We start from the raw sequence: 24053 nt of genomic DNA, 5'->3' as shown, positions 1-24053 counted from the left end.
CGCCGTGCATGCGGGCACGCGCGGAGCGGACGCCCGGGAAGCGCGCAACGACCCGCACCCGACCTCAAAGAACCGCGTGGAAGCGTGGAATCTCCGGCACGACGATGACCGAATAAGCAGGCTTCTTCGGGTTGTAGCCAATCGTAATGGGCCGCCCAGCGGGAAACTGGGCCGCTTCCTGGTTAGCGCGCGACTCGCGTGCCGTGATTGCGACCAGATAGCGGGCACGATACTCCCTGCCGCCGACCTCATAAACGTAGTGTGCGTAGACGTGGTATTTCGCTGGCGGAGAACTGTTCTTCGACCCCAACTCGCGCACTACCTCGGTGCTCTCCACCACGGCATCGGCCCTGGGACCATTGCGGCTATCGGACTCCATGCTGCACATCTTCGCGAAGGCAGCGAGCATGATCAGGCAGATCGCCCACTTCAACAGGTTCATAGCATCATCCTTGATAGGTAAGTAAGCCGCCCCTTGCCGCCTACAGCAGGATAGCCAGGGGCAGCACCTTCAACTACAGCGCTGCCTTCTGCTCCAGATAGGCCTTGGGCGACAGCCCCGTCTCCTCGCGGAAGCAGCGGTAGAAGGTCGACAGCGAACGGAACCCTGCGGCTCGTGCCAGTTCATCGATGCGCGTGACGCTGGTGGCGCCGTCGAGTTGGCCGAGCAGGTGGCGCAGGCGCAGCTGGTTCAGGTACTGGTAGAAGCTCAGGCCCAGCACCTGGTTGAGGAAGTAGGAAATCTGGTTGCGCGTATAGCCGGTGGCCGCTGCGACCTGGGGCATGTCCAGGTCGGGATTGAGGAACGGCCGGTTCTGCTGGAAATACTGCTGGATATCGCCGCCGAGCTGGCTCAGCTGCCGCGCTGAGAGCCCCAGCCGGCTGTCGGCCATGCGCGGTTGCGGCTCACTGGCCGCTTTCTGCGGCTGACCGATCAACGCGGCGTGCTCGTTGACCCGGATGATCAGGCCATCGCGCACGGTATAGGCCTCGGTGGTGCGGAAGGACACCAGCCCTTGCGTGCCGCGCAGTGTCACCTGGTACTGCAGGAAGGCCGTGTCACCGTCCACCCGCAGGCGATCGGTGTAGACCTGCGACTCATCTCCCGCCGCCGGCATGCTGGTCTGCAGGTACTCGCGCAGTTCGCTCGGCGCGATCCGCCGCCCCTGGAAGAAATCGTTGTACTCCACCTGCGGGTCGAACAGCGCCATCAGGGCCTCGATGTCGTGGCGTCGCCAGGCCTGGTGGTAGCGCATGACCACCGCGTGTGTAGCGGCGCTGGCCGGGTCGGGCTGGTGAGTCGTCCCGTCGAGCGTGGAGCTCCAGCCCTGTTCTTCGATCATTGTTTTCCCCTGCCGGTCTCGGCCGGCATTTCCTGCTCCGGGCGTGCCCGCAAAGAGCAGCGGACCGTATGCCTGGCCCCCCGGAGCGATTACAAAACTCGGACGCGGCCCGAAGACCGCTTTTTCTTCCGACATTCTGCCGGAGTTTTCCGATGACATCCGCCCCACTTGCGCACGCCACTCCCAGACCCTACTGGCTCGACACCCTCGACCCCGCTCCCGCCGCACCGGCGCTGGAAGCGGATCGCCGCTTCGACCTGGTGGTGGTCGGCGGCGGCTTCACCGGTCTCTGGACCGCCCTCCACGCCCGCTTGCGCTGGCCTGGTGCAAGCATCGCGGTGGTTGAGGCGCGGCGCTGCGGCGGCGAAGCCAGTGGGCGCAACGGCGGCTTCTGCGCGCCGAGCATTTCCCACGGCGTCGGCAATGCCCTGCGCCGTTGGCCGGAAGAAGCCGAAACCCTGGTACGCCTGGGCCGACAGAACCTCGACGAATTCGAAGCGGACCTGAAGCGCTTCGGCATGGACGTCGAATTCGAGCGCCGCGGCAAGCTCAGCGTTGCCGCCCAACCCTGGCAGGTCGACGGCCTGCGCAGCATGCAGCGGAACTACGAGCGCTTTGGCATCGCCTCGGAGTTTCTCGACAAGGCGCAACTGGCCGACAAACTGGACTCACCCGCCTACCAGGCCGGCGTGTTCGAGCCCAACTATGCACTGCTCAACCCGGCGAAAATGGCCGCCGAGCTGCGTCGCGTCTGCCTGGAACAAGGCGTCGAGCTGTTCGAGAACACCCCCGTGCACGAGCTGCACCAGCGCGGCAACCGCCTGATGCTGCGCTGCGATCGTGGCGAGCTGGAGGCCGGGCAGATCGCCCTGGCGACCAATATTGCACCGCCGCTGCTCGGCCACCTGAATTCCAGCGTGATCCCGGTGTACGACTATTCGTTGGTCACCCAGCCGCTCACTGACGAGCAGCTGCGTGCCATCGGCTGGGTCGACCGCTACGGTATCGCCGACGCCGGCAACCAGTTCCATTACCTGCGCAAGACCGCTGATAACCGCATCCTCTGGGCAGGCTTCGACGCCATCTACCACTTCGGCAACCGCCGCGACGAGTCCCTGACCCAGCGCCCGGAAAGCTTCGAGCGCCTGGCCGGGCAGTTCCGCGAGGCTTTCCCGCAGCTCGGCCCGGTCGAGTTCAGCCATGCCTGGGGCGGCATCATCGACACCTCGGCGCGCACCACGCTGTTCACCGGCTGTGTGCTGGGCGGCCGCGTCGCCTATGCGCTGGGCTTCACCGGCCAGGGCGTGTCGGCCAGCCGTTTCGCCGCGCTGAACATGCTCGACCAGCTAGGTAGCGAGCGCACCGAACGCACCCAGCTGCGCATGACCTCGCAGAAGCCCTTCCCCTTCCCGCCCGAGCCGCTGCGCTACCTCGGCGTGAAGCTCGCCCAACGCTCGCTGGCCAAGGAAGACCGCACCGGCCGCCGCGACCTGCTGCTCAAGACCTGCGATGCCTTTGGCATCGGTTTCGATTCCTGATGGAGAACTTCATGTCCACCCTGCCCCGCCACGTCATCGACTTCGCCAACCCCGCCCTTGCCCCGCAGGAGCGCGAGATCAACGACCCGGCCATCGTCGATGCGCCCTACCAGAGCCGCAGCTGGCGGCACTTCAGCGCCCCCGAAAAGAACGCCATCGCCGGCATCTGGGAAGCCGGCGTGCATCTGGAGCGCTGCGAGTGCGACTACGACGAGCTGTGCCACATCCTCGAAGGCACCGTGCGCCTGACCGACACGGACGGCGTGGCGAAGACCTTTGGCCCGGGGGACTCGTTCGTCGTGGCAGCGGGCTTCAAGGGCACCTGGGAAAACCTCACGCCGGTGCGCAAGGTGTATTTCATTCTCGGGTAACTTCAGCGTTTGCCTATTGTTCGCGAGCAAGGCCCAGACGTTCCCTCGGTCCTACCGGTGCGGCCAGCTTCGGAGCTTGCCGGCAGGTGCGGGCTTGCTCGCGAACAGCCTGCACACTGGCATCGCCGTTGACGATTCCGCCCTGCCTCTACTGCGCCCCCGAACCTGCTTCCTTCGCGCAGACGTAAGCCTTGCCCCACACTCCCCGCAGGCCGTACGTCCCCCAAAGTTCCACTGCCGTTTGAAAGGGCTATAACTAGCGAACCGAAACGGCGGGCTGCCGGGGATGAACCCAGCAACGGCAGCCCCTATTGGCATTTCCCATTTGCCCGGATCAGGCGCCCCAGCCTGATCGGCGCCCGCGGCGCGGAGCGGTGTGATGAGTTCCAGAACCTGGCGATGGGCTCGCAGGAGCCTTCCTGGCTGCATCGGACTGGCATTGCTGGTCGCGCCGCTTTACGCCAACGCCCTGTTCAAGTGCCAGGCACGGGACGGAACCGTCAGCCTCAGCAGCCAGGCCATCGCCGGCGCGCACTGCACTCGCCAGAAAGACCCGGCGAGCACCGCTGGCAGCACCCGGGCAAGGACCGCATCCACGTTGGAGCGGGGCAACAGCCAGGGGGCAGATCGGATTCGCGTGTACACCTTCGTTCACAAGGGCGTTCGCCAGTATGTGAGCCGACGCCCGGTCGGCATTTCAGCGCGAGTCGATGTGATCGAGGTGTATTACATCAAGGGCTGCTACCTGTGCATGGCGCCGAAGGATTTCAACGTCGCCACACTGCGCCTGGACACCCGTTCCTATCGCAGGGAGATCGAGGCCGCATCGGTGCGCTACGGTGTCGACAGGGCGCTGGTGCGCGCCGTCATCCATGCCGAATCGGCATTCCAGCCCAATGCCATTTCCATCGCCGGCGCCCAGGGCCTGATGCAGTTGATGCCCGACACCGCCGAGCGCTTCAACGTGAGCGATCCGTTCGACGCGCGGCAGAACATCCGAGGCGGCGTGCGCTACCTGGCGTGGCTGCTCAAGCGCTTCAACGGCAATCAGCGGCTGGCGCTGGCCAGTTACAACGCGGGTGAAATGACGGTCGACAAGTACAACGGGATACCGCCCTACGCCGAGACGCAAACCTACGTCGCCCGCGTGCAGTCCCTGACCGAGCGCTATCGCAACCATCCGTAGGGCGCCGGGGACGGAGGCGGCTCGCGAGCAAGCATGTAGGGCGCATAACCTGGAACAAGTTATCCGCCGGCTTTTCGGCGGATAACGCTGACGCGTTATGCGCCCTACGAAGGGCGCCAAGGCTTCAGCCGAACGTCCACCCCGCCGCCGCCAGCCGCGCATCCAGCGTAGCGAGGTCGGCCTCCACCCGCGCTGCCGGTTCCGGCATGTAGGCCAGCGGATCGGGCAGCGAGGACGGCTGGCCGAGGAAGCCTTCGGTCGCCGCGTGCAGGCAGTAAGCGCTATACGCCGGGTTGTAGCCGCCCTCCTGCACCACCAGCAGCCGCCCGGCGCACAGCTCGTCGGCCAGCGCACGGGCACGGCGGGCCAGGCGGTTGAAGCCCTGCATGGTCACCAGTTGGCGGCCGTTGGGGTCGAACTGAGACGCGTCCAGGCCGTTGGCGATGATCAGCAGGTCCGGCTTGAACGCGCGCAACGCCGGCTCGACAAAGCGGCTGAAGACCATCTCATAGAGCTGGTCGCCAGAGCCCATCGGCAGCGGCAGGTTGAGATTGCTGCCCAGTCCCGCGCCAAAGCCGCGCTCGTCCACCGCGCCGGTCTGCGGGTGGCTCGGGCCCCAGGCGCCGTGGTCCATGTGCAGCGAGACGGTGAACACCGAGGGATCGTCGTAGAAGCCTTCCTGCGTACCGTTGCCGTGGTGCACGTCCCAGTCGACGATGGCGACGCGTTCCAGGCCAGCCGCCTGTGCGGCGCGCGCGGCAATCCCGGCGTGGTTGAAGAAGCAGTAGCCGTCGGCCATGGCCGGCGCGGCGTGGTGACCCGGCGGACGCACCAGGGCCATGGCCGGATGGCCGCTGGCCAGGACGCTTTCCAGCGCCGCCAGGCTGGTGCCGGCAGCGGCCAGCAGCCCGGCGAGACTGCCGGCGGACATCAGCGTGGTGCTGCTGAAGCGCTTGCCGGCGGCGTCCGCCTCGAAGATGCCGCGCAGGTAGTCGGCATCGTGGAAGCTCAGCAGATCTTCTTCGCTGGCGTGGCGGCCTTCGTGCCAACGCAGCGAGCCGGCCACCGGCCCGCGCTGGAGGATGGCGCGCATGTTGAGCAGCCGGGGATTGCTCTCCGGGTGCAGCAGCTGTTCGGCCAGCAGGTCGCTGGGCGGCGCCTCGAACACGCCGGCGGCGGTGTCGTGGCGCAACACGTCGTCGTGCCAGAAAACATCCATCGTGTGACTCATCAGAAGCCCTCGGTTTCCATCACTGCGCGCGCAGGCGCAGACAACTGACACAAGTTCGCCCCCGGCCAGACCGGGGGCGAACGCCCATCAATCGATGATGGTGAGTTCCGGCGCCAGCTCGGAAAGGCTCGCCGAGCCCTTCTCGCCGCACAGCACGGTGTCGCCGAGCTTGATGCCGAAGCCTTCGTTGTACAAGGACAGGTTGGGCTCGATGGAGAACGACATGTTCGGCTGGAACACGTGGTCGTCGGCCTCGTCCACCATCATCGCTTCCAGCCAGGTCGGCGGGTAGGCCAGGCCCAGGCTGTAGCCGATGCGGTGCACGCGGGTACGCGAGAGGTCGATGCGGTCGAGGATCTGGTTGCACACGCGGTTGGCCTCGCCCACCGGGGTGCCCGGCTTGGCGATCTCGATGGCGGCGTTGAACGCCTCGGTGAGCAGGGTCGCGACTTCCTTCACGCGCGGGCTGGGTTTGCCGATCACTGCGGTGCGCATGAGGATGGCGTGGTAGCGGTTGCACACGCCGGCGTGTTCGAGGATCACCACGTCGCCATGGCTGATGGTCTGGCGGTGCGGCATGGCGTGGGTCATGGTGCTGCGGCGGCCGGTGGCGCACATCGGGCTGATCGCCGAGTACTCGCTGCCGGCGCGGCCCAGGGCGTTGGCGACGATGCCCGCTACTTCCACCTCGGAGATGCCCGGACGCAGTGCCTCGAAGGCGGCCAGCATGCCCTGGTCGGCCATGCGCGCGGCGCTGCGCTGGTACTCGATTTCCTCGGCGGTCTTGATCAGGCGGTTCTCGGCGACCAGCGGGCCGGCGTCTTCGAAACGGGCTTCTGGCATATAACCGAGCAGCGCGTTGTATTGTGCCGGAGAGAAGGTCGAAGCGGTCATCTCCAGGCCGATGCGCGCCTGGCTCAAACCCGCCTGGGCCAGCACGTCGGCAACGATCTTCAGCGGGTCCTGCTTGGCGATGTCATAGAAGATCGCCTCGTTGATGCACGACAGCTCCCAGGTGCAGGGCTCTTCGCTGGTGCGGGTGAGGAACACCGGCTCGGCCAGCTTCGGCGAGATGATCAGCGCCTGGTACCAGAGGAAGCCCAGGCTGTCGAAGCCGCTCAGGTAGTTGATGTTGTCCGGGTAGTTGACCACCAGGGCATCCAGGCCACGGTCGGCCATGCGGCGTTTGACGGCTTCGACGCGTTGACGGTAGGTGCGAGCGGGGAAAGCAGTAAGCATGGGGATTCCCTCCTCAGGGACAAGGTGCAAGCGACACAGGTGTTGTTGTTTGGGGCCGCCATCCAGCGGCCGTATGCTGGGTTGAAACAGTCAGCTGGGTGGTTGCTGTCGCGCCAGGTACAGGCGTACCAGCATCACCACCAGGGTGAGGACGATCATCAGGGTGGACACGGCGGCAATCGCCGGGTCGAGGTTGTAGCGCAGGCCGTCCCAGATGCGCTTGGGCAGCGTCACCACGTTCAGGCCGCTGGTGAACAGGGTCACCACCACTTCTTCCCAGCTCATCACGAAGCCCATGAAGAAGCTGCCGAGCACACCGCCGCGCACGTTGGGCAGCAGCACGTTCCACAGCGTCGGCCAGAGCCCGGCACCGAGGGAGCGCGAGGCCTTGTACAGGCTCTGGTCGAGCCGCGCGTAGGCCACCAGCATGGCGATCACCGAGTACGGCAGCGCCATCAGCAGGTGGCCGAAACCGACGCCCAGCAGGCTGTCGAGCACGCCCAGGCGCGCATCGAGGTAGTAGATCGACATGGCCGAGACCACCTGCGGGACGATCATCGGCAGCAGCACGATGGCGGTCAGCAGCGTGCGGTGCCGGCGCTGCAGCCAGATGCCGGTGGCGAACAGGAAAGCCAGCGCCGTGGAGAGCGCACCGACCACCAGGGCCAGGCCCAGGCTCTGCAGGATCGACACCAGCCAGGCGCCGTCGAACAGCGTCGCATAGTGACGCAGCGACCAGCCGCCGTCCGGGAAGGCCAGGTAGCGCTGGTTGCCGAACGACAGCGGGACGATCACCAGGATCGGCAGCAGCAGGAACAGCGCGGACAGCGCCAGGGCGGCCCAGGACAGCCAGCGGCCGATCTGCGGGCGTGGCAGTTGCGGCTTTTTCACGCCCTTGGGCATGGCGGAGAGATAGGTTCCCTGCGGAGTCACAGCTCAGCCCTCCCAAGCAGGCGGCGGTAGCCGATGAGTTGTCCGAACAGCAGCGCGCAACCGACCACCAGCAGCATCAGCACGATGCTCAGCGCGGCGCCCAGGCCCCAGTTGGACAGCTGGAACATCTGCACGTAGATGTACTCCGCGAGCATTGCCGCCTTGCCGCCGCCCAGCAGCGCCGGGGTGACGAAGCAGCCGAGGCTGAAGACGAAGACGATGGCCGATGCGGCGACCACACCGGGCAGCGTCAGCGGGATGAAGATGTCCTTCAGCGTCTGCCAGTGGCTGGCGCCCAGGCTGCTGGATGCGCGCAGCAGGCTGTCGTCCACCTGCTTGAGCGACGACAGCAGTGGCAGCACCGCATAGGGCACCATGAAGTGCACCATGCCGATCAGCGCGCCCAGTTCGTTGCGCACCAGCGGCGGCGGCGCGTCGAACCAGCCGGTGGCCATCAGCCCCTGGCTGACCAGCCCACCGTTGCGCAGCAGCACCAGCCAGGCGAAGGCGCGGATCAGCATCGACAGCCAGAACGGCAGCAGCACGAACAGCTCGATCAGTTGCCGGCCGCGCGGCGTCGCGAACCGCCAGCGGTAGGCGATCAGGTAGGCGATGGCGACGCTGATCGCGGTGGTCAGCAGGCAGATGCGCAGGGTGCGCCAGATCACGGCCTGCAGGTTGGCGTTGTCGGCAATCGCCGCGTAGTTCTGCGTGCCCCACTCCGGCAGGCTGAAGCTCCAGCCCAGCACGCCGAGGGTCGGCAGCAGGTAGCCGACCACCACCAGCAATGGCAGCGGCAGGATCAGCAGGCCGTAGACCGGCAGCACGCCCGGTGCGAAACGTCGCATCTCAGCCACCGATCAGCGCGAGGTAGCGCTCCAGGGTTTCGCCGTAGTGTTCGGCATGCCACTTGTTGTTCAGCGACACCTGCTTCTTCAGGTTGTCCGGCGCGGTGGGGTTGATCGCCTGCAGCTGGGCGCTGAGCAGGTCGTTGGCCGCAAGGTTCACCGGTCCCATGTTGTAGACCTCCATGAGCTTGGCCTGCACTTCCGGCCGCAGCGCGTAGGCGATGAACTCCATGGCCGCCTTGGCGCCGGCCGGGTTGCCCTTGGGCACCATCCACACCGAAGGCGAGACGATGCCGCCGTCGAAGCTCCAGTCGATCTTGCCGCCGGTGTCGTTCTTCACCAGCTCGGCGCGGGTGTGCCACATCTGCGCCATGCTCACTTCGCCATCGCGGATCAGCTGCTGCGACTCGGCGCCGGTGGACCAGTGGGTGGCGATGTGCGGCAGCAGTTCCTCGATCTTGCGCAGGGCGCGGTCCACATCCAGCGGGTAGAGCTGCTCCGGCGGCACACCGTCGGCCAGCAGGGCGCATTCGAGGTTGGCGCTCATCCATTTGTAGAGGGTGCGTTTGCCCGGGTACTTCTTCACGTCCCAGAAGTCGGCCCAGGACTTGGGCGGGTTCTTGCCAAACTGCTCGTGGTCGTAGCCGATCACGTAGCTGTAGGTGTAGTTGGCGAGGCCGAAATCATGCACGTCGCCGTAGCCGATCAGCGACTTGTCGACGATGCCGAAATCGATGGGCGCGAGGAACTTGTCCTTGCCCAGGCGATAGGACGAATACATCTCGCCGTCGCACACGTCCCAGCGCACCGCGCCGCTGCTGACCTGAGTCTTCAGCGCACCCTCGGTGGGGCCGCTGCCATCGATCTTCAGCGTCAGCCCTGCCACCTCGTTGAAGCCGCCGAAGCTCTTCTCGAAGGCCGGCACCGCATCCCCCCCCCAGTTGGCCACCACCAGGTTGCCGCCGGCAGCAAAGGCGCGGCCGCCGGTGCCGAACGGCAGCGCGCTGGCGGCGGCGAGCAGCAGCAGGCTGCGGTTGAAATCGCGGCGGCTGATGCCGGCGCGCTCGCCCTTCTGGGCAGCGATTTCGATGGCGTCTTCGATGAAGCCTTGGCGTTCTTTCATGGTGATTGCTCCCCGATCGTTGTTTTCGTTATGTGGTTGTCAGGCGGACAACAGGTGGCAGTGCTGCGGCGACCAGCTGCACCAGTAGCGCTGGCCGCTGCGCAGATCGGCCAGCAGCGGGTGCGCGACCGGCAGGCGCAGGTCGAGGCGCTCGCCCTGCTCCAGGGTCAGTTCGAGGTTGACTTGGGCCCCCTGGTAAGTGGCATTGCCGACGGTGGCGCACAGGCCGTTGTCGCGGCCGGCGTCCTGCAGCGGGCGCAGGTCGATATGCTCCGGGCGCACCGCCAGCCAGCTCTTGCCGCCCTGGTTCGCCTGGGCCGAATGGGCCACGCGCAGGTGCTGGCCACGGAAATCGCAGAGCGTGGCCTCGGCTTCGCGTCGTACCACGCCGACCTCCAGCAGGTTGGTGTCACCGAGGAAATTGGCGACGAAACGGCTGGCCGGGCGTTCGTAGACTTCGCGCGGGGTGCCGACCTGCTCCAGGCGGCCCTTGTTGAACACGGCGATACGGTCGGACAGCGCCAGGGCTTCTTCCTGGTCGTGGGTGACGAAGACGAAGGTGGTGCCGAAATCCTTGTGCATGCGCGCCAGCTCGCCCTGCATTTCCTGGCGCAGGCGACGGTCGAGGGCGGACAGCGGTTCGTCGAGCAGCAAGAGCCTGGGTTTGAACACCAGCGCACGGGCCAGCGCCACGCGCTGCTGCTGGCCGCCGGAGAGCTGGGCGATGCCGCGATTGCCCATGCCGGCCAGGCCGACGCGCTCCAGCACCTCGGCCACCCGGCGCTCGATCTCCGCGCCCGGCACCTTGCGGATGCGCAGCGGGTAGGCGACGTTCTGCGCCACGCTCATGTGCGGGAACAGCGCGTAGCCCTGGAACACCACGCCGAAATCGCGCTGGTCCGGCGACAGCTGGGTGATATCGCGGCCGTCCATCTCGATATGCCCTTCGCTGGGCTCGACGAAGCCGGCGAGCATCATCAGCGTGGTGCTCTTGCCCGAGCCCGAAGGGCCGAGCAGCGTGAGGAATTCGCCCTGGCGAATGCTCAGGCTGAGGTCGCTCAGGACCTGCAGGTTGCCGTAGCGCTTGCCCAGGCCGAGCAAGTCGACGAGATGCTGCATGGCGGGTCTCCAGCCGTTTTTCTTGTTGATCGGTGTTGGCTTGGTGCTTTTTTTGTATTGGCTTGGGGCCATCTTCTGTGCAAATTTAACTAACGACAATTCAATAGATTTCCGCCTGAATCGTTAGTCAAATTCACACAAAAAGGTCTTCCATGCGTCAGAACAGTGCGTTCCGAATGCCCTCCCTCATCGCCCTGCGCGCTTTCGAGGCACTGGTCCGGCAAGGCAGCATCAGCCGTGCGGCGCTGGAGCTGCACGTCACCCACGGGGCGGTCAGCCACCAGGTGAAGAAGCTGGAAGAAGAGCTGGGCATGGCGCTGGTGGAGCGCCAGGGCAAGGGCGTGAAACTGACCGCCGCCGGGCGCCAGCTGAGCCAGCAGATCAGCAGCGCCTTCGACCAGTTGCGCGACATCCGCCGTGCCCTGCCCAGCGAGGAACCCGCCGGCGAACTGCGCATCGCCTGCGCCCCGGCGCTGCTCGCGCGGGTGTCGTCGCTGCTGGAGAAATTCCTGCGCAACTACCAGGAAGTCGCCCTGCACCTGCTGCCGATGAGCAGCGACCTGGGCCAGGTGGACATGGTGATTTCCTTCGGCGAGACGCACATCGAGGGCCAGCGCTTCGCCGCGCTGGGCGACATCCGCTACTTCCCGGTATGCAGCCCGCGCCTGCTCAACACCCAGGAACACCTGCGCAAACCGCGCGACCTGGCGCGCCAGGTGCTATTGCACGAGGACGATGGTTTCGACTGGAGCCGCTACTTCCTCGCCGCCGGCGTACCCGGCCTGCAGGCGCGGCAGAACGTCTTCCTGCCCGACGCCTACCTGACCATCCGCGCCGCGCTGGCCGGCGGCGGCGTGACCATCAGCGACCACATCCTGGCCGGCGAGGAGCTGGCCGAGGGCCGCCTGGTGCGCCTGTTCGACATCGACTTCCCAGCGCCCCACCCCTACTTCCTGATCATCCCGCCCCACGGCAACCAGGCCCTGGCGCGAGAGTTCGCAGATTGGTTGCTGCACGAGCTGGAGGCGATTCCGGCGTTTGATTGAGGAGCGAAATGCTCTTGTAGGATGGGTGGAGGCTATCCGGCAGGGCCCGCGTTGGGCGTTCGCGAGCAAGCTCGCTCCTACAAAGAGCACCATGGCGCACCCTGTAGGAGCGAGCTTGCTCGCGAACAAAGACCCGCTGTGGCGGGCGGCTATGTCCTCAGAGCTTCCGCCCACCGAGCAGGAAATGCGACAACGCCGGAATCAGGATCAGCGCCCCGAGCATGTTCCAGAGGAACATGAAGGTCAGCAGGATGCCCATGTCCGCCTGGAACTTGATCGGCGACCAGGCCCAGGTGATCACACCCGCTGCCAGGGTCACGCCAACCAGCGCGACCACCTTGCCGGTGAAGGCGACCGCCTGCTGATACGCCACCGACAGTGGCAGCCCGGCCCGCTGCAACTGCAGCTGCACGCTGAGCAGGTAGAGCGCGTAATCCACTCCAATCCCCACGCCCAGGGCGATCACCGGCAGCGTGGCGACCTTCACGCCGATGCCCATCATCACCATCAGCGCCTCGCAGAGAATCGAGGTGAGCACCAGCGGCAGCAGCGCGACCAGGGTTGCGCGCCAGCTGCGGAAGGTGATCAGGCAGAAGATGCCGACCGCCGCATAGACGTAGAACAGCATGCGGTGGTTGGCCTCGCGCACCACGCGGTTGGTCGCCGCCTCGATGCCGGCGCTGCCGGCGGCGAGGAGGAACTGGCGGTCCGGGGTGCTGTTGGCGCGGGCGAAGTTCTCGGCGATGCCGGCCACTTCGTCCAGGGTTTGCGCCTTGTGGTCCTTGAGGAAGGCGATCACCGGCATCAGCGAGCATTCGGTATTGAACAGCTCCGGGGTGTTCACCGAGGCCTGCTGGGCGGCGTAGTTGAGCACGTCCTGGTTGCGCTGCAGGCTGGCGAACTTGGGGTTGCCCTCGTAGGTGCCGGCGGTGATCTGGCGCACCGCGTTGACCAGCGAGGTCGTCGCCTGCACACCGTCGTGCTGTTGCAGCGCCCAGCCGAGGCGGTCGGCGAGGATCAGCGTGCGGTAGTTCAGGCAGCCTTCCGGCGCGGTCTTCACCATTACCGCGAAGAGGTCGCTGGAAAGTGCGTAATGGCTGGTGATGTAGGCGTTGTCGCGGTTGTAGCGCGAGTCGGCGCGCAGCTCCGGAGCGCCGGCGTCGAGGTCGCCGATCTGCAGGTGCTGGCTGACCAGCAGGCCACCCGAGCCCAGCAGCGCCGCCACGGCCAGCGCGATAGTCGCCCAGCGTCGCTCGGTGAAGTGATCCAGTAGCGCCCACAGCTTGCCGAGGCCCTGCCGGCGATCCACCTGACGTTCCTCGCGCAGGGCGCGCTCGGCGGCACGCTGGCTGACACCGACATAGGACAGCGCCACCGGCATCATCAGCAGCGAAGTGAAGATCAGCACGGCTACGCCGATGCTGGCGGCGATGGCCAGGTCCTGGATCACCGGGATGTCGATCAGCATCAGCACGGCGAAGCCCACCGCATCCGACAGCAGCGCGGTGACGCCGGCCAGGAACAGGCGGCGGAAGGTGTTGCGCGCGGCCACCTGCTTGTGGGTACCGCGGCCGATGTCCTGCATGATCCCGTTCATCTTCTGGGTGGCGTGGGACACGCCGATGGCGAAGATCAGGAACGGCACCAGGATCGAGTACGGGTCCAGCGCATAGCCCAGCCACGCCACCAGGCCGAGCTGCCAGACCACCGCCAGCAGCGAGCAGCCGATCACCAGCAGGCTGCTGCGCAGGCAGCGGGTGTAGAAGACGATGATGACGAAGGCGGTGACCACCGCCAGGCCGAAGAACAGCATCACCCGCAGCAGGCCGTCGATCAGGTCGCCCACCAGCTTGGCGAAGCCGATCACGTGCAGGCGTACTGCGCCCTTGCCCTCTTCGCCAGCGGCGAAGGCCCGGGCATCGCCCAGGTATTCGTACTTCAGGCGCAGCTCGTCGAGGGCGTGGGAGAATTCGCGGTAGTCGATGCCCTTACCGGTGGCCGAGTCGCGGTCCAGCAACGGCACCACCAGCATGCTGGAGCGGAAGTCATTGCCCACCAGGCTGCCGACGATGCCGGCGCGGGCGATGTTCTGGCGCAACTGGCCGATGGCCTCGGGCTTGCCGTCGTAGCCGTCGGGCATCACCGGGCCGCCCTGGAAGCCTTCCTCGGTGACCTCGGTCCAGCGCACCGCCGGCGACCACAGCGACTTCATCCAGGCGCGGTCGACGCCGTGGCTGAGGAACAGCTGGTCACTGATCTGCCGCAGGCTGGAGAGGTAGGCCGGGTCGAAGATGTCGCCGTTGGGGTTCTCCACCACCACCCGCACCGAGTTGCCCAGGCCGCGCAGCGCGGCGCGGTTGTCCAGGTAGTTGCGGATGTAGGGATCGCCGTGGGGGATCATCTTCTCGAAGGCCGGGCGCATCTCCAGGCGGGTCACGGCCATGTAGCCCAGCACCAGGGTGACCAGGGCAATCAGGGCGATGAACAGCGCACGGTGGTTGAACACCAGGCGCTCCAGCAGGTTGCCGCTGTGGGCGTCGAAGTCCCGCAGTTCGCGGACTACAGGCATCTCGCCTTGCTTGAGGTCGACCATCAGGCTGTCTCTCTTTCTCTTGTTCTTATGAAGGGTCGGCGCACTCAGCGCACCGGCATGGCGTTCTCGCGAACGCCGCGGGTGCCGACCAGCAGCAGGCGACCGGGACCAGCCACGGCGCCGCTGACGGGCAGGCGCTCGGCCAGTTCCAGCGGTTTGAAGCTGACACCGCGGTCATCGCTGACCAGCCCCTGGCCAGCCTGGCTGAACAGGTACAGCCGGCCGCTGGCGTCGAAGTTGGCGGCGGTCAGGCTCACCGGCAGGCCGGTGTCGACCGCGCTCCAGCTCTCTCCACCGTCGACACTGCGCACCGCGTGCCCGCGCAGGCCGTAGGCGAACACCAGGCCAGGCCGCGCGACCACGCCGAAGAAGCTGCCGGCATAGGGCGATGGCAGGGCGACGAAGCGTTCCTGCTGGCCCTCCTGCTGGTGGGAAAGGCGCAGCAACAGGCCCTGCTCGCCGACGATGAACAGGTCATCGCCGCTGGCTGCGATGGCGGTCAGGTGCAACGCCTGCGGGTTGTCGACGCGATGGTTCCAGGGCTCCCAGGTGCGCCCGCCGTCGCGGGTATGCAGGATCAGGTTGAAGGCACCGACCACGAAGCCTTCATTGGCATCGCGGAACCACAGGTCGAGGAACGGCTTGTCGGCGCCCTCCTCCTTGAATCGCCGCGCCTGCTCCAGCCAGGTGGCGTTGTCCGGCTGCGGATGGGCGGCGTAGTAGTCGAGCATCAGCTGGCCGATCTGCCGGCCATCGAGCTGGCGCCCCCAGTGGATGCCACCGTCGGCGCTGTGCAGCACCACGCCATCGTGGCCCACGGCCCAACCCTCGTTCGGCGTCGGGAAGTAGACGGCAGTCAGGTCCGAGCTGACCGGCACTTCGGCCTGGCGCCAGTGGCTGCCGCCGTCGTCGGAGTACAGGATATGGCCGCGCTGGCCGACGCTCACCAGCCTGTTGCCGGCACGGGTGACGGCCAGCAGCGGTACGCGGCTCGGTGCGTTGCTGTAGGCCGCCGGCAGGTCGAGCACGTCGACAAAACCATCAGCCTGTTCGCCAGCCTGGACGCCGCCCGCCAGCAGCAACGCGCCCAGGAATAACAGGCGCTTGAAGGGGATCTGCATGGAGCTTTCCTCGGGTAGAGCAGCGGCGGCTCCGGGGGGAGCCGCCACTTCTTTCGTCAGCGAATACCGCTACCGGCCAGCGCCTCGGGGGACCACTGGGTCTTGGCCAGCGGGTCGATGTAGCTGATGCCGCCGTACGGGCCGACCACGCCGTTGATGTTGTAGGAGCCGGCGGTCAGGTCGTAGATCATGAACGGCGTGGCGTCCGGGATACGCTTGTCGTAGCTCTGGCTGAGGAAGGCGAAGGAGCCGCGATAGAGCTGGCCGCGGGCGTCGTACTGGTCGGAGGCCAGGGCCACCCAGCTGTCTTCGTCGAGGTAGAAGCGACGCTTGGCGTAGATGTGCCGCGCGCCGGACTTCAGGGTGCCTTCGACGACCCACACGCGGTGCTTCTCCCAGCGCACGTAATCCGGCGACAGGTGGTTGGGCGTGACCACCGGCTTGATGTCACTGGCATAGGTCAGGCGGTAGGTGTTGTAGGGCACGATCATTGCCTGCTTGCCCACCAGCTTCCAGTCGTAGCGGTCCAGCGCACCGTTGAAGACGAACACGTCGTCGTAGGTGCCGGCGCCGGCCATGCCGGGGTTCGGGGTGTCGTAGGCGAGGTTCGGCGCCAGCTTCACACGGCGCTGGCCGGGCAGGTACTGCCAGGCGCGGCGCGGCTGCTGCAGCGGGTTGGCAGCGTCCTTGAGCATCATCGCCTCGCCGGCGCGACGGGCCGGGCCGCTGTAGTACAGCTTCATCTGGTAGTAGACCTCGGAGCCTTTCACCGGCTGGGTGAGGTCTTCGTACACCGGGTAATTAATGAAGGCCTGGCCGGTGGTGGCAAGGTTCGCGCTGCCCGAGGCGTCGACGTTCCAGGAGTCGTACTTGGCCTTGATGTTCACGCCCTGGTAGCGCAGCAGGAAGTTCCACATGGCTTCCGCGCCAGTCTGCGGAATCGGGAACGGCACGCCCGGCAGCGCGTTGTCGATGGCCGTGCCGCCTTCCAGGGACTGCGCGGTGACGGCGTTCTTCCTGCTGTTTTCCAGCACGGTATCCGGCAGCGCGGCGCTACGGTGGGTCGGATAGACGTCGACGCGGAAGGTCGGATAACGCTTGGCCAGCTCGACGGTGGTGGCCGACAGCTGATTCTTGTACTGCTCGACGTTCTTGCCATCGATCACCAGCAGCGGCTTCTCGCCGGCGAATGGGTCCGGGCGCATGGAATCGCCGGCCTTGAAGCCGGCCGGGGCGCTGGTCAGACCGCCGGCGTAGGCGGGAATCGAGCCGTCGCTGCTGGCGGCTTTCTCGGCGCCGACCAGGGTCAGGGTGCTGCCCAGCTGGGCAGCGTCCTGCGGGGAGACAGCGGCCTGGGCCAGACCGCAGAGGGTCAGGCCGAGGGCGGTGGCGATCAGGGTGGGTTTGAAGTTCATGCTGGGTTTCTCCTGCTTCGAGAGCGAAGCCTTACGTGAAATCAGAAGGTGGCCTTCAGGGAGGCGGTGACCATGCCGCGGTCCTTCAGCAGGGGCGCGAGGCCGCCTTGCGAGGTGATCTGGCCGGGGATGCACTGGTACTGGCCGTTGGCGCCGGGGGTGTTGTTGTCGCGGCCGCTCTCGCAGGTATCGAAGGGGCCGAAGGCGTCAACGTATTTCAGGTCCAGGCGGTACTTCTGGTGGAAGTCCGCGGCCACGCCAACGGAGTAGCTGCCGGCGTCCTCGTTGCCGCCCAGTTGCACCGCCGAGTTGCCGTGCAGGCCGACGTTGTAGGACATGGGCATGGACAGGTCGACGCCGGGGAAAGCCTGGTACCAGGTCGGAGTGAAGTTGGCCGACATGGCGTAGGCGTTGGTGGTGACCTTGTCGACACCGTGGTAGCTGGAGTCGCCCTTGAAGGTCTGCTCGCCTTCGGTGACGTCGATCAGGTGCGTCAGGGTGCCTTCCACCGCCAGCGACGAGGCGTCCCACAGCGGAGTGGCGCCGAAGGTCACCAGGCCGTTGAGCACGACGTGGAAGGTCTTGCCGCGGGCAAGGCCCGTGTCGCCGTCGCTGGGCAGCTCGCCGATCAGGTTGGCGCCGTTGATCGCGCCGCGCTTGGCCGCTGCGTAGAGCGTGGAGTTGACCGTGGTGAAGTTGCTCGCCAGCGGCATGTTCTCGCGGTAGTTCAGGTCCATGCCGACGCTCACGCCGGCGATTTCCTTGGACAGGCTGATGCCGTAGATATCGATGTCGTCGGCATAGGCGGTGATGTAGTTCATCCCCTGCAGGCCGGCGAGGCCGGGCTTGTGCAGGTTCGGTGCGTCGATGAGTACCGCCGGCAGGGTGTCGGATGTCTTGCGGTAGTAGAAGCCCAGGGTGCCGTCGAGCCATTCCGGGCTCCACTTGGCCATCAGGCCAAAGTCACCGGTGTTGTCGGGCTTGCGGTCATGGCCGCGCGCGGCGCCGTAGAAGGCGTTCTGCGCGGGCAGCGGCAGCCAGAAGACGTTGCCGCCGTCGTTGAGCATGTCGTAGGGGCCCATGTAGGTGCCGCCTTCGGGGAAGCGCGAGTTCTCGAACTCGAGGAAGTACTGCGCGGCCAGGGTCAGCTCGGGGTTCACCGTCAGCGAGGCGGACAGCTGGTTGCGCGGCATGAACAGCTCTTTCGCCTCGGTGCCGGGCACGTTGTACAGCTTGCCCAGGTCCAGGGCCGACTGGCCGTAGTTGATGCCGTTGGCGGCGCTGAATAGCGTCTCGCCCCAGTAGATGGTGTGGCGGCCGAGCTTGCCGCTGAGCTGCATGTCGTCGCCGACCTGGTGGCTGGCGAAGACGAAGGCATCGAGCAGCTCGCCGGACGGGCCGTTGTAGTAACGGTCGGCGAAGTTGCTCAGGCCATGGGTGGCCGGTTGTGCGCCACGCGGGGAAACCACCGTGCCGTTGCGGGTGACCAGATGGCCGGCGTTGCCTTTCTGGCCGGGGAACGGGTTGCTCGCGCCGACATCATCGTAGGCATGGTCGTACCAGCCGGCGGCGGAAAGGCGGAAGCCCATGCTGTCGCGGTAGACGAAGTCCAGTTCGCTGAGCAGGTCGAAGCGCTGGGTCACCGGAGTACCGGACGAAAAGTTGCGGTCGCCGTCGTTGGTGTTGGCGGTACCGGCGATCTTGCTGTTAGGTGACTCGACCCTCTGCCCGTAGCTGAGCTTGACGGTGTTGTCGAAGCGGATCGACAGGTCCGGGTTGCCGGTGTCCAGCTCGAAGGCCTGCAGGGGCTGGCCGGCCATGGCGGCGAGGACTGCGGTCGCCAGCAGGCAACGCTGCAGGGGACGATTCGGATTGCTCTGGTGATGCATGCGTGTGCTCCGTTTCTTGTTGTGGTCGGGACGCTTTCCGGGCCCGTCCCGCGGCCCATTCTTTGCTCTGGAAGGGCGTGCGCCGGGGCGCACGAGGGCCTGCCCCGGCGCGAACGCCGGAACCGGGGGTTGTCGTTGAGTCAGGTGTGGTGGATCAGTGGTCCAGCATCTGGATCAGTGCTTCGGCCTCTGGCCAGTCGCCGAACCCCGAAGCGGGATTGAGGTGGCCGACACGGCCCAGCTCTACCAGGCTCGCGCCCCAGGCCTCGGCCAGTCGCCGTACGGCATCGGGCGTGGCCAGCGGATCGTTGTCGCTGCACGCCACCAGGGTCGGGAACGGCAGAGGCTGTTGCGGCAGCGGTGCCCACCCCATCTCGGCAAGCACGGCAGGCCTGGGATAGTGGGCCGGCCAGTCGCCGTCCAGGTCCGGCGGGGTTGCCAGCAGCGCGCCCTTGATCGGCCGGCTGTAGCGCGCCGCCCAGTGCGCGACCATCAGCACACCGGCGCTGTGGGCCACCAGGATCACCTCGCCGTCGATGCCTTCAAGCTCGCACTGAATGGCTTCGATACGGGCGTTCAGGTCGAGTTTGTTCTCGGTCAGTGGCGGCACGCTGCGAACATTGGGCAGGCGCTGCTGGAGCAGGGTCTGCCAGTGCTCGGCCACGTGGTCGCGCAGGCCGGGAACCATGAGGACGGTGGTGGAAGATTTATTGTTGTTCACCGGTTCACCTTTCAGTGATTTCGAACTTGTTGGACAGACAGTAGAGATGCCCCGGTGGCGGTGCTTTGCATTGAGCGTCAGGCACTTCGCATTTGATGACAGCCTGCCCCCCACCCGGCATGTCGTCGCTGAGCCAGGGGCCGTGCGTTACGGGACGTACGGTGCATTCCAGAGCGCCGGAAGCACTGGCCGAAGCACGAACTTTCGTACACGCTTGGTTACAGCTGTCGCTAGAATCTGATGTCATCGACCCAGCCAGCGTGCGCCCCGGTCGCCAGGTGTCCATGAACCCTGCCGGCACGGAGCAACCACAAGAACAAGAAGGCGATTCACGCATGACCCCAATGGTTCGCATTGCGGCCCTCACCAACTACCTGGAAGTGGCCAGGCATCTGGGCCTCAACCCGCAGCAACAACTGAGTGCGGTGGGCCTTTCCCAATCCATGCTCGAGCACCCGGAGCAGCGCATTCCCGTTGCAACGGCAGTGACCCTGCTGGAAGAGTCGGCGCGCATCAGCGGCTGCGAAACCTTCGGCCTGCGCATGGCCGAATCGCGCCAGCTCGCCGACTTTGGCGTGATCAGCCTGCTGTTGTCGCACCAGGCGACGCTACGCGAGGCGATGGATACCATCATTCGCTATCGGCACCTGCTCAACGAATCCCTGGCGCTGTACGTCGACCAGGAAGGCAAGATGGCGATCCTGCGCGAAGAGCTCCTCACCGTACCGCCAATGCCCATGCGCCAGGGCCTGGAGCTGGCCCTGGGCACGCTGTACCGCCTCTGCGCCGCACTCCTCGGCCCGCACTGGCGACCGATCAGCGTCAACTTCAGCCACGACGCCCCGGCGGACCTGCAGGTGCACCGCCGGCTGTTCGGCTGCAAGATCGAGTTCGGCAGCGAGTTCAACGGCATCGTCATCCCCGCCGCCGACCTGGACGCCGCCAACCCCATGGCCGACCCGGCCATGGCCCGGCATGCGCGCAGCTTCGTCGACTCCCTGCCCGGCGCCACCGACGGCAGCACGCTGAACGAGGTGCGCAAGTCCATCTACCTGCTGCTGCCCATGGGCCGCGCGACCATCGAGCAGATCGCCCAGTCGCTGGGGTTGAACGTGCGCACGCTGCAACGGCGCCTGGAAGACAACGGAGTGACCTTCTCCGACCTGATCAACGAGGTCCGCCGCGAGCTGGTGCTGCGCTACATGGAGAACCCGCGCTATTCGCTGGGGCGCATCGCGGATTTGCTGGGGTATTCGATGCCCAGCTCCTTCACCCGCTGGTTCGCCGTGCAGTACGGGATGTCGCCGGCGGCGTGGCGCAAGGAGCATCTGGGGCGGGAGGGGGAGTAATTTTTCCCTGAGGGGAACGGTGCCGTGCGGTTCGCGAGCAAGCTCGCTCCTGCAAGAGCACGCCCTGGCTTTGGCTTTGGCTTTGGCTTTGGCTTTGGCTTTGGCTTTGGCTTTGGCTTTGGCTTTGCAAGACTTCCAGATAAACGTCAGCGCGCTTCGAACGCCCCGTTCAGGAGGCCTCGGCGTACGCGGAAGTTTCTCTGGAAATCTTCAAGAGCAAAGTACGTAGGGCGGATCGGCTCACCCCGCGACCTTCAACATCCCCAACACCAACAGGGCCAGGAACACCGTCTCCCCCACCATCAGCAGGATCGGCTTCACCCCCACCGTCGCCAAAGCCTTGAGCTGGGTCTTCATGCCCAGCGCCGCGATGGAAATCACCAGGCACCACTGCGACAGCTTCCCGCCGGCCTCTACCAGCATCGACGGCAGATAGCCGGTGCTGTTCACCGCCGCCAGCAGCACGAAGCCCACGGCAAACCACGGCAACAGCGGCGGACGTTTGTCGCCCGGTTCTACGCCGCGGGCGCGGGTGATCATCGCCGCGCAGAGGATCACCGGCAGCAGCATGGCCACACGCATCAGCTTGACTACCGTGGCACTGTCACCGACTTCCTTCGAGATGCTGTAACCGGCGCCGACCACCTGGGCCACGTCATGGATGGTGCCGCCGAGGAAGATCCCCGCCTGCAGTGGCGGCAGGCCCAGTGCACGGACGATCATCGGGTAGAGGATCATCGCCAGGGTCGACAATGCCGACACGCCAAGCACGGTGAACAGCGTGGCCTTTTCCTTCTGCGTGTGCGCCGGCAGCGCCGCGGCCAGCGCCAGGGCCGCCGAGGCGCCGCAGATGGCGGTGGCGCCACCGGTGAGCAGGCCGAAGAGGAAGTTGAAGCCCATGGCGCGCGCCGCCGCAATGGAAACCAGGATCGTCACCGTCACCAGCACCACCACCATGACCACCGGCTGCCAGCCCAGTTCGGCGATCTGCCCGAAGGTGATACGGATACCGAGCAGCGCCACGCCCAGGCGCAGGATTTCACGGGCGGTGAATTCGATGCCGGCCTTGCACACGCTGTCGGCCGCGAGGAAATTCATCGCCAGGCCGAGCAGCAACGCGAAGAGCATCACCGGCGCGCCGTAGTGTTCGGAGAGGAAGGTCGCGGCCGCCGCCACCATGGCGCTGACCAGCAGGCCCGGCAGCAGCGTGCGGCTGCGCGTGCCAAGTGCGGAAATCGTCAGCACGGTCATGCAGGCACCTCCTGATCGGCGATCACCACATGACACTCGCCGGCAATCCAGGAAATCCCGTGCCGGCGCAGGCCGAAACCCTTGATGCCCGCCGGGCAACCCGTGGCCAGGTCGAAGCGCAGGCCATGGGCCGGGCACTGCAACCAGGGGCCATCCAGGCGCCCGCTGAACAGCGACGCGCCGGCGTGGGGGCAGCTGTCTTCGATGGCATGCAGCTCACCGTCGATATCGAACAACAGGAAGATGCCGTTCTCATGATGGAACAGGCTTCTGCCGCCGCGCGCCGGCAGGCGTTCAGCGGGAATACGGACCACACCGCTCATGCCGGAATCGCCTCCGGGAACTGCCGTTCCAGCGCACGATAGAGCGCCGCCAGCAGCTGTTCCGGGCTCTGCCCGCCGAGGGCGAACGCGCGGCCCTCGAGGAGGAACATCGGCACGCTGGAGTCGGCCAGGGCCACGCGGCGGCCGATGAACTGCCGCGCGCCATCGGCCAGCGCGTCGTCGAAGTCGACCACGTTGAAATCGCAGGCGCGCAGCAGGCGGCGCAGGGTATCGCGCTGGCCGATGTCCTGGCCGAGCTGGAAGTGCGCGCGAAAGATCATCTCCAGCAACTGTTCCTTCTGGTTGTCGCTGCCCACGTGCACCGCGCGCTGGAATACCCGGTGCGCATAGGTGGTGTTGGGCATGGTGAGGATGCGTTCGAGGTCAAGATCAACCTTCGCGCCCTCCGCCGCCCGCCGCACCTCGCCCATGCGTGCCTTCACCGCACGCTTGCCGCCCAGGCGGCGCTGGTAGAACTCGGCAAAGGGCTCGCCCTCCATGGCAATCTGCGGCAGCAGCTGCAGGCCGAGCCAGCTCACCCGCACGTTCAGCTCCGGACGCTGGCGTGCCAGCAGTCGCAACGCGGCGTCGAGGTTGCGCTTGCCGATCAGGCACCAGGGACAGATGAAGTCGAAGGTCATTTCCAGGTTCAGAGTCGGCATCAGGCGCCCTCCTCTTCACCGCGCAGGCGGCGCATGTCGTTGTGGTAGTGGCGGCGGGCATAGATGAACACCAGCGCGGCGAGGATGCTCAGCAGCGGGATGAGCTGGAAGGCGCGATCCAGGCCGATATGATCGGCCAACACACCGGTGAGCAGCGGGCCGGGGGCCAGGCCCAGCAAGTTGTTGGCCAGGGTCAGGGTGGCGAAGGCGGTGCCATGCACCGCCGGCGCGGTGAGGTTGGCGACCATGGCGCCGGACGGCCCGGAAGTACCGGCGGCGACCAGCATGCCCAGGCAGATCAGACTCAGCTGCGTGGTGCCCGGTGACAGGTGGAAGGCGATGGACAGCAGCACGCAGCTGACCAGGCAGAAGCCGATGGCGAGGATGATCTTGCGCGGCGGGTTGGCGCGGCCCAGGCGGTCGCAAAGGATGCCGCAGAGCACCATGCCGCTGCCACCGACCAGCACGATCACCGCCGAGATCAGTCCGGCCTTGCCGGTGTCCAGGTGGTAGTAGCGGTTCAGGTAGCTGGGAATCCACACCATGACGGCGGCAGCGACGAACAGTTGCAGGCCACTGCCCAGGTAGGCGGCGATCACCGAACGGCTGCCGAACAGGCTGCGCAGGGAACGCCCGCCCACCTGGCGCGGCGCTTCGGCGGCGGCGACCGGGGCGATGCGTTTCTCACTGACGATCAGCGGATAGAGCAGCGCCAGCAGCAGGCCGAACAGCGCCATGCCGTGSTGCCGGCT

General features: G+C 66.4%; 22 protein-coding genes. 5 read left to right on the top strand and 17 right to left on the bottom strand.

The features are described from left to right. Positions 1–64: 64 nt before the first annotated feature. Both A9513_RS33845 and A9513_RS33840 read right to left on the bottom strand, forming a co-directional pair. Positions 65–442 carry a DUF3592 domain-containing protein gene (locus tag A9513_RS33845; RefSeq protein WP_024762768.1) on the bottom strand — a complete coding sequence of 126 codons (378 nt, stop codon included), beginning with the start codon at positions 440–442 and terminating at the stop codon, positions 65–67. 73 nt (positions 443–515) lie between these two features. Beyond that, positions 516–1343, bottom strand: coding sequence for a nuclear transport factor 2 family protein (locus A9513_RS33840; protein ID WP_038803177.1), 828 nt, complete (start codon positions 1341–1343; stop codon positions 516–518). Positions 1344–1495: 152 nt separating this feature from the next. On the opposite strand from A9513_RS33840, the gene A9513_RS33835 reads away from it, so the two are divergent. The 3 genes from A9513_RS33835 to A9513_RS33825 all read left to right on the top strand — a co-directional run bounded on the left by A9513_RS33835 (position 1496) and on the right by A9513_RS33825 (position 4438). Further along, on the top strand, positions 1496–2881 hold the full coding sequence (locus A9513_RS33835; protein ID WP_065086631.1) for an FAD-binding oxidoreductase: 1386 nt from the start codon (positions 1496–1498) through the stop codon (positions 2879–2881). An 11-nt stretch (positions 2882–2892) separates the two neighbouring features. After that, entirely contained in the window at positions 2893–3252 is a 360-nt protein-coding gene (locus A9513_RS33830) for a cupin domain-containing protein (protein ID WP_024762766.1), read from the top strand. Between the two features lie 379 nt (positions 3253–3631). Next, positions 3632–4438: a lytic transglycosylase domain-containing protein gene (locus A9513_RS33825; RefSeq protein WP_065086630.1), complete on the top strand. Its 807-nt coding sequence runs from the start codon at positions 3632–3634 to the stop codon at positions 4436–4438. A gap of 124 nt (positions 4439–4562) precedes the next feature. Here A9513_RS33825 and A9513_RS33820 read toward each other — a convergent pair whose 3' ends face one another. From A9513_RS33820 to A9513_RS33795, 6 genes are all read right to left on the bottom strand, one after another. Then, a complete protein-coding gene (locus A9513_RS33820) occupies positions 4563–5657 on the bottom strand; it encodes a hypothetical protein (RefSeq protein ID WP_083196271.1) in 1095 nt (364 codons plus the stop codon). A gap of 99 nt (positions 5658–5756) precedes the next feature. Further along, positions 5757–6908: a Xaa-Pro peptidase family protein gene (locus A9513_RS33815; protein WP_024762764.1), complete on the bottom strand. Its 1152-nt coding sequence runs from the start codon at positions 6906–6908 to the stop codon at positions 5757–5759. A gap of 90 nt (positions 6909–6998) precedes the next feature. After that, entirely contained in the window at positions 6999–7841 is an 843-nt protein-coding gene (locus tag A9513_RS33810) for an ABC transporter permease (protein ID WP_218060711.1), read from the bottom strand. Beyond that, a complete protein-coding gene (locus A9513_RS33805; RefSeq protein WP_054909776.1) occupies positions 7838–8689 on the bottom strand; it encodes an ABC transporter permease in 852 nt (283 codons plus the stop codon). The genes A9513_RS33810 and A9513_RS33805 overlap by 4 nt, the downstream gene beginning before the upstream one ends. 1 nt (position 8690) lies before the next feature. Then, on the bottom strand, positions 8691–9812 hold the full coding sequence (locus A9513_RS33800; RefSeq protein WP_065086627.1) for an ABC transporter substrate-binding protein: 1122 nt from the start codon (positions 9810–9812) through the stop codon (positions 8691–8693). A gap of 39 nt (positions 9813–9851) precedes the next feature. Beyond that, positions 9852–10931, bottom strand: a complete 1080-nt coding sequence (locus tag A9513_RS33795; RefSeq protein WP_083196270.1) for an ABC transporter ATP-binding protein — start codon at positions 10929–10931, stop codon at positions 9852–9854. 176 nt (positions 10932–11107) lie between these two features. On the opposite strand from A9513_RS33795, the gene A9513_RS33790 reads away from it, so the two are divergent. Continuing rightward, positions 11108–11977: a LysR substrate-binding domain-containing protein gene (locus tag A9513_RS33790; RefSeq protein ID WP_045207678.1), complete on the top strand. Its 870-nt coding sequence runs from the start codon at positions 11108–11110 to the stop codon at positions 11975–11977. 157 nt (positions 11978–12134) lie between these two features. Here A9513_RS33790 and A9513_RS33785 read toward each other — a convergent pair whose 3' ends face one another. The 5 genes from A9513_RS33785 to A9513_RS33765 all read right to left on the bottom strand — a co-directional run bounded on the left by A9513_RS33785 (position 12135) and on the right by A9513_RS33765 (position 19716). Continuing rightward, complete coding sequence (locus tag A9513_RS33785) at positions 12135–14570, bottom strand: RND family transporter (RefSeq protein ID WP_065086626.1); 2436 nt, start codon at positions 14568–14570, stop codon at positions 12135–12137. Between the two features lie 44 nt (positions 14571–14614). Beyond that, the gene (locus tag A9513_RS33780; protein ID WP_065086625.1) at positions 14615–15691 is read right to left on the bottom strand and encodes a YCF48-related protein; all 1077 of its coding nucleotides are present in this window, start codon (positions 15689–15691) and stop codon (positions 14615–14617) included. A 56-nt stretch (positions 15692–15747) separates the two neighbouring features. Further along, entirely contained in the window at positions 15748–17106 is a 1359-nt protein-coding gene (locus A9513_RS33775) for a DUF1329 domain-containing protein (protein WP_065086624.1), read from the bottom strand. 41 nt (positions 17107–17147) lie between these two features. Continuing rightward, complete coding sequence (locus tag A9513_RS33770) at positions 17148–18995, bottom strand: DUF1302 domain-containing protein (RefSeq protein WP_065086623.1); 1848 nt, start codon at positions 18993–18995, stop codon at positions 17148–17150. Positions 18996–19149: 154 nt separating this feature from the next. Then, the gene (locus A9513_RS33765) at positions 19150–19716 is read right to left on the bottom strand and encodes an alpha/beta hydrolase (RefSeq protein WP_089285752.1); all 567 of its coding nucleotides are present in this window, start codon (positions 19714–19716) and stop codon (positions 19150–19152) included. Between the two features lie 344 nt (positions 19717–20060). Here A9513_RS33765 and A9513_RS33760 point away from each other — a divergent pair, with 344 nt between their 5' ends. Then, complete coding sequence (locus A9513_RS33760) at positions 20061–21065, top strand: AraC family transcriptional regulator (RefSeq protein ID WP_051445555.1); 1005 nt, start codon at positions 20061–20063, stop codon at positions 21063–21065. Between the two features lie 240 nt (positions 21066–21305). Here A9513_RS33760 and A9513_RS33755 read toward each other — a convergent pair whose 3' ends face one another. The 4 genes from A9513_RS33755 to A9513_RS33740 all read right to left on the bottom strand — a co-directional run. Further along, positions 21306–22316 (bottom strand): YeiH family protein, encoded by a 1011-nt coding sequence (locus A9513_RS33755; RefSeq protein WP_065086622.1) that lies wholly within the window; start codon positions 22314–22316, stop codon positions 21306–21308. Continuing rightward, positions 22313–22639: a Rieske 2Fe-2S domain-containing protein gene (locus tag A9513_RS33750; protein WP_065086621.1), complete on the bottom strand. Its 327-nt coding sequence runs from the start codon at positions 22637–22639 to the stop codon at positions 22313–22315. Before A9513_RS33750 ends, A9513_RS33755 begins: the two co-directional genes overlap by 4 nt. Next, complete coding sequence (locus A9513_RS33745) at positions 22636–23301, bottom strand: DsbA family protein (RefSeq protein ID WP_065086620.1); 666 nt, start codon at positions 23299–23301, stop codon at positions 22636–22638. The genes A9513_RS33750 and A9513_RS33745 overlap by 4 nt, the downstream gene beginning before the upstream one ends. After that, a partial coding sequence (locus A9513_RS33740) for an MFS transporter (protein WP_141678571.1) occupies positions 23301–24053 on the bottom strand: 753 nt, incomplete at its 5' end. The genes A9513_RS33745 and A9513_RS33740, both read right to left, overlap by 1 nt.

This window comes from Pseudomonas sp. AU12215 (genome assembly GCF_001675465.2).
Classification (GTDB): Bacteria; Pseudomonadota; Gammaproteobacteria; order Pseudomonadales; family Pseudomonadaceae; genus Pseudomonas; species Pseudomonas nitroreducens.
This window is presented reverse-complemented; position numbering and strand designations above follow the sequence as displayed.

Excerpts from the sequence above, each read along its gene's own strand:
- A9513_RS33800 (WP_065086627.1), bottom strand. The coding sequence starts at position 9,812 with ATGAAAGAACGCCAAGGCTTCATCGAAGACGCCATCGAAATCGCTGCC.
- A9513_RS33750 (WP_065086621.1), bottom strand. The coding sequence starts at position 22,639 with ATGAGCGGTGTGGTCCGTATTCCCGCTGAACGCCTGCCGGCGCGCGGC.
- A9513_RS33780 (WP_065086625.1), bottom strand. The coding sequence starts at position 15,691 with ATGCAGATCCCCTTCAAGCGCCTGTTATTCCTGGGCGCGTTGCTGCTG.
- A9513_RS33805 (WP_054909776.1), bottom strand. The coding sequence starts at position 8,689 with ATGCGACGTTTCGCACCGGGCGTGCTGCCGGTCTACGGCCTGCTGATC.
- A9513_RS33835 (WP_065086631.1), top strand. The coding sequence starts at position 1,496 with ATGACATCCGCCCCACTTGCGCACGCCACTCCCAGACCCTACTGGCTC.
- A9513_RS33820 (WP_083196271.1), bottom strand. The coding sequence starts at position 5,657 with ATGGATGTTTTCTGGCACGACGACGTGTTGCGCCACGACACCGCCGCC.
- A9513_RS33830 (WP_024762766.1), top strand. The coding sequence starts at position 2,893 with ATGTCCACCCTGCCCCGCCACGTCATCGACTTCGCCAACCCCGCCCTT.
- A9513_RS33840 (WP_038803177.1), bottom strand. The coding sequence starts at position 1,343 with ATGATCGAAGAACAGGGCTGGAGCTCCACGCTCGACGGGACGACTCAC.
- A9513_RS33845 (WP_024762768.1), bottom strand. The coding sequence starts at position 442 with ATGAACCTGTTGAAGTGGGCGATCTGCCTGATCATGCTCGCTGCCTTC.
- A9513_RS33760 (WP_051445555.1), top strand. The coding sequence starts at position 20,061 with ATGGTTCGCATTGCGGCCCTCACCAACTACCTGGAAGTGGCCAGGCAT.
- A9513_RS33795 (WP_083196270.1), bottom strand. The coding sequence starts at position 10,931 with ATGCAGCATCTCGTCGACTTGCTCGGCCTGGGCAAGCGCTACGGCAAC.
- A9513_RS33745 (WP_065086620.1), bottom strand. The coding sequence starts at position 23,301 with ATGCCGACTCTGAACCTGGAAATGACCTTCGACTTCATCTGTCCCTGG.
- A9513_RS33785 (WP_065086626.1), bottom strand. The coding sequence starts at position 14,570 with ATGGTCGACCTCAAGCAAGGCGAGATGCCTGTAGTCCGCGAACTGCGG.
- A9513_RS33790 (WP_045207678.1), top strand. The coding sequence starts at position 11,108 with ATGCCCTCCCTCATCGCCCTGCGCGCTTTCGAGGCACTGGTCCGGCAA.
- A9513_RS33815 (WP_024762764.1), bottom strand. The coding sequence starts at position 6,908 with ATGCTTACTGCTTTCCCCGCTCGCACCTACCGTCAACGCGTCGAAGCC.
- A9513_RS33775 (WP_065086624.1), bottom strand. The coding sequence starts at position 17,106 with ATGAACTTCAAACCCACCCTGATCGCCACCGCCCTCGGCCTGACCCTC.
- A9513_RS33755 (WP_065086622.1), bottom strand. The coding sequence starts at position 22,316 with ATGACCGTGCTGACGATTTCCGCACTTGGCACGCGCAGCCGCACGCTG.
- A9513_RS33770 (WP_065086623.1), bottom strand. The coding sequence starts at position 18,995 with ATGCATCACCAGAGCAATCCGAATCGTCCCCTGCAGCGTTGCCTGCTG.
- A9513_RS33825 (WP_065086630.1), top strand. The coding sequence starts at position 3,632 with ATGAGTTCCAGAACCTGGCGATGGGCTCGCAGGAGCCTTCCTGGCTGC.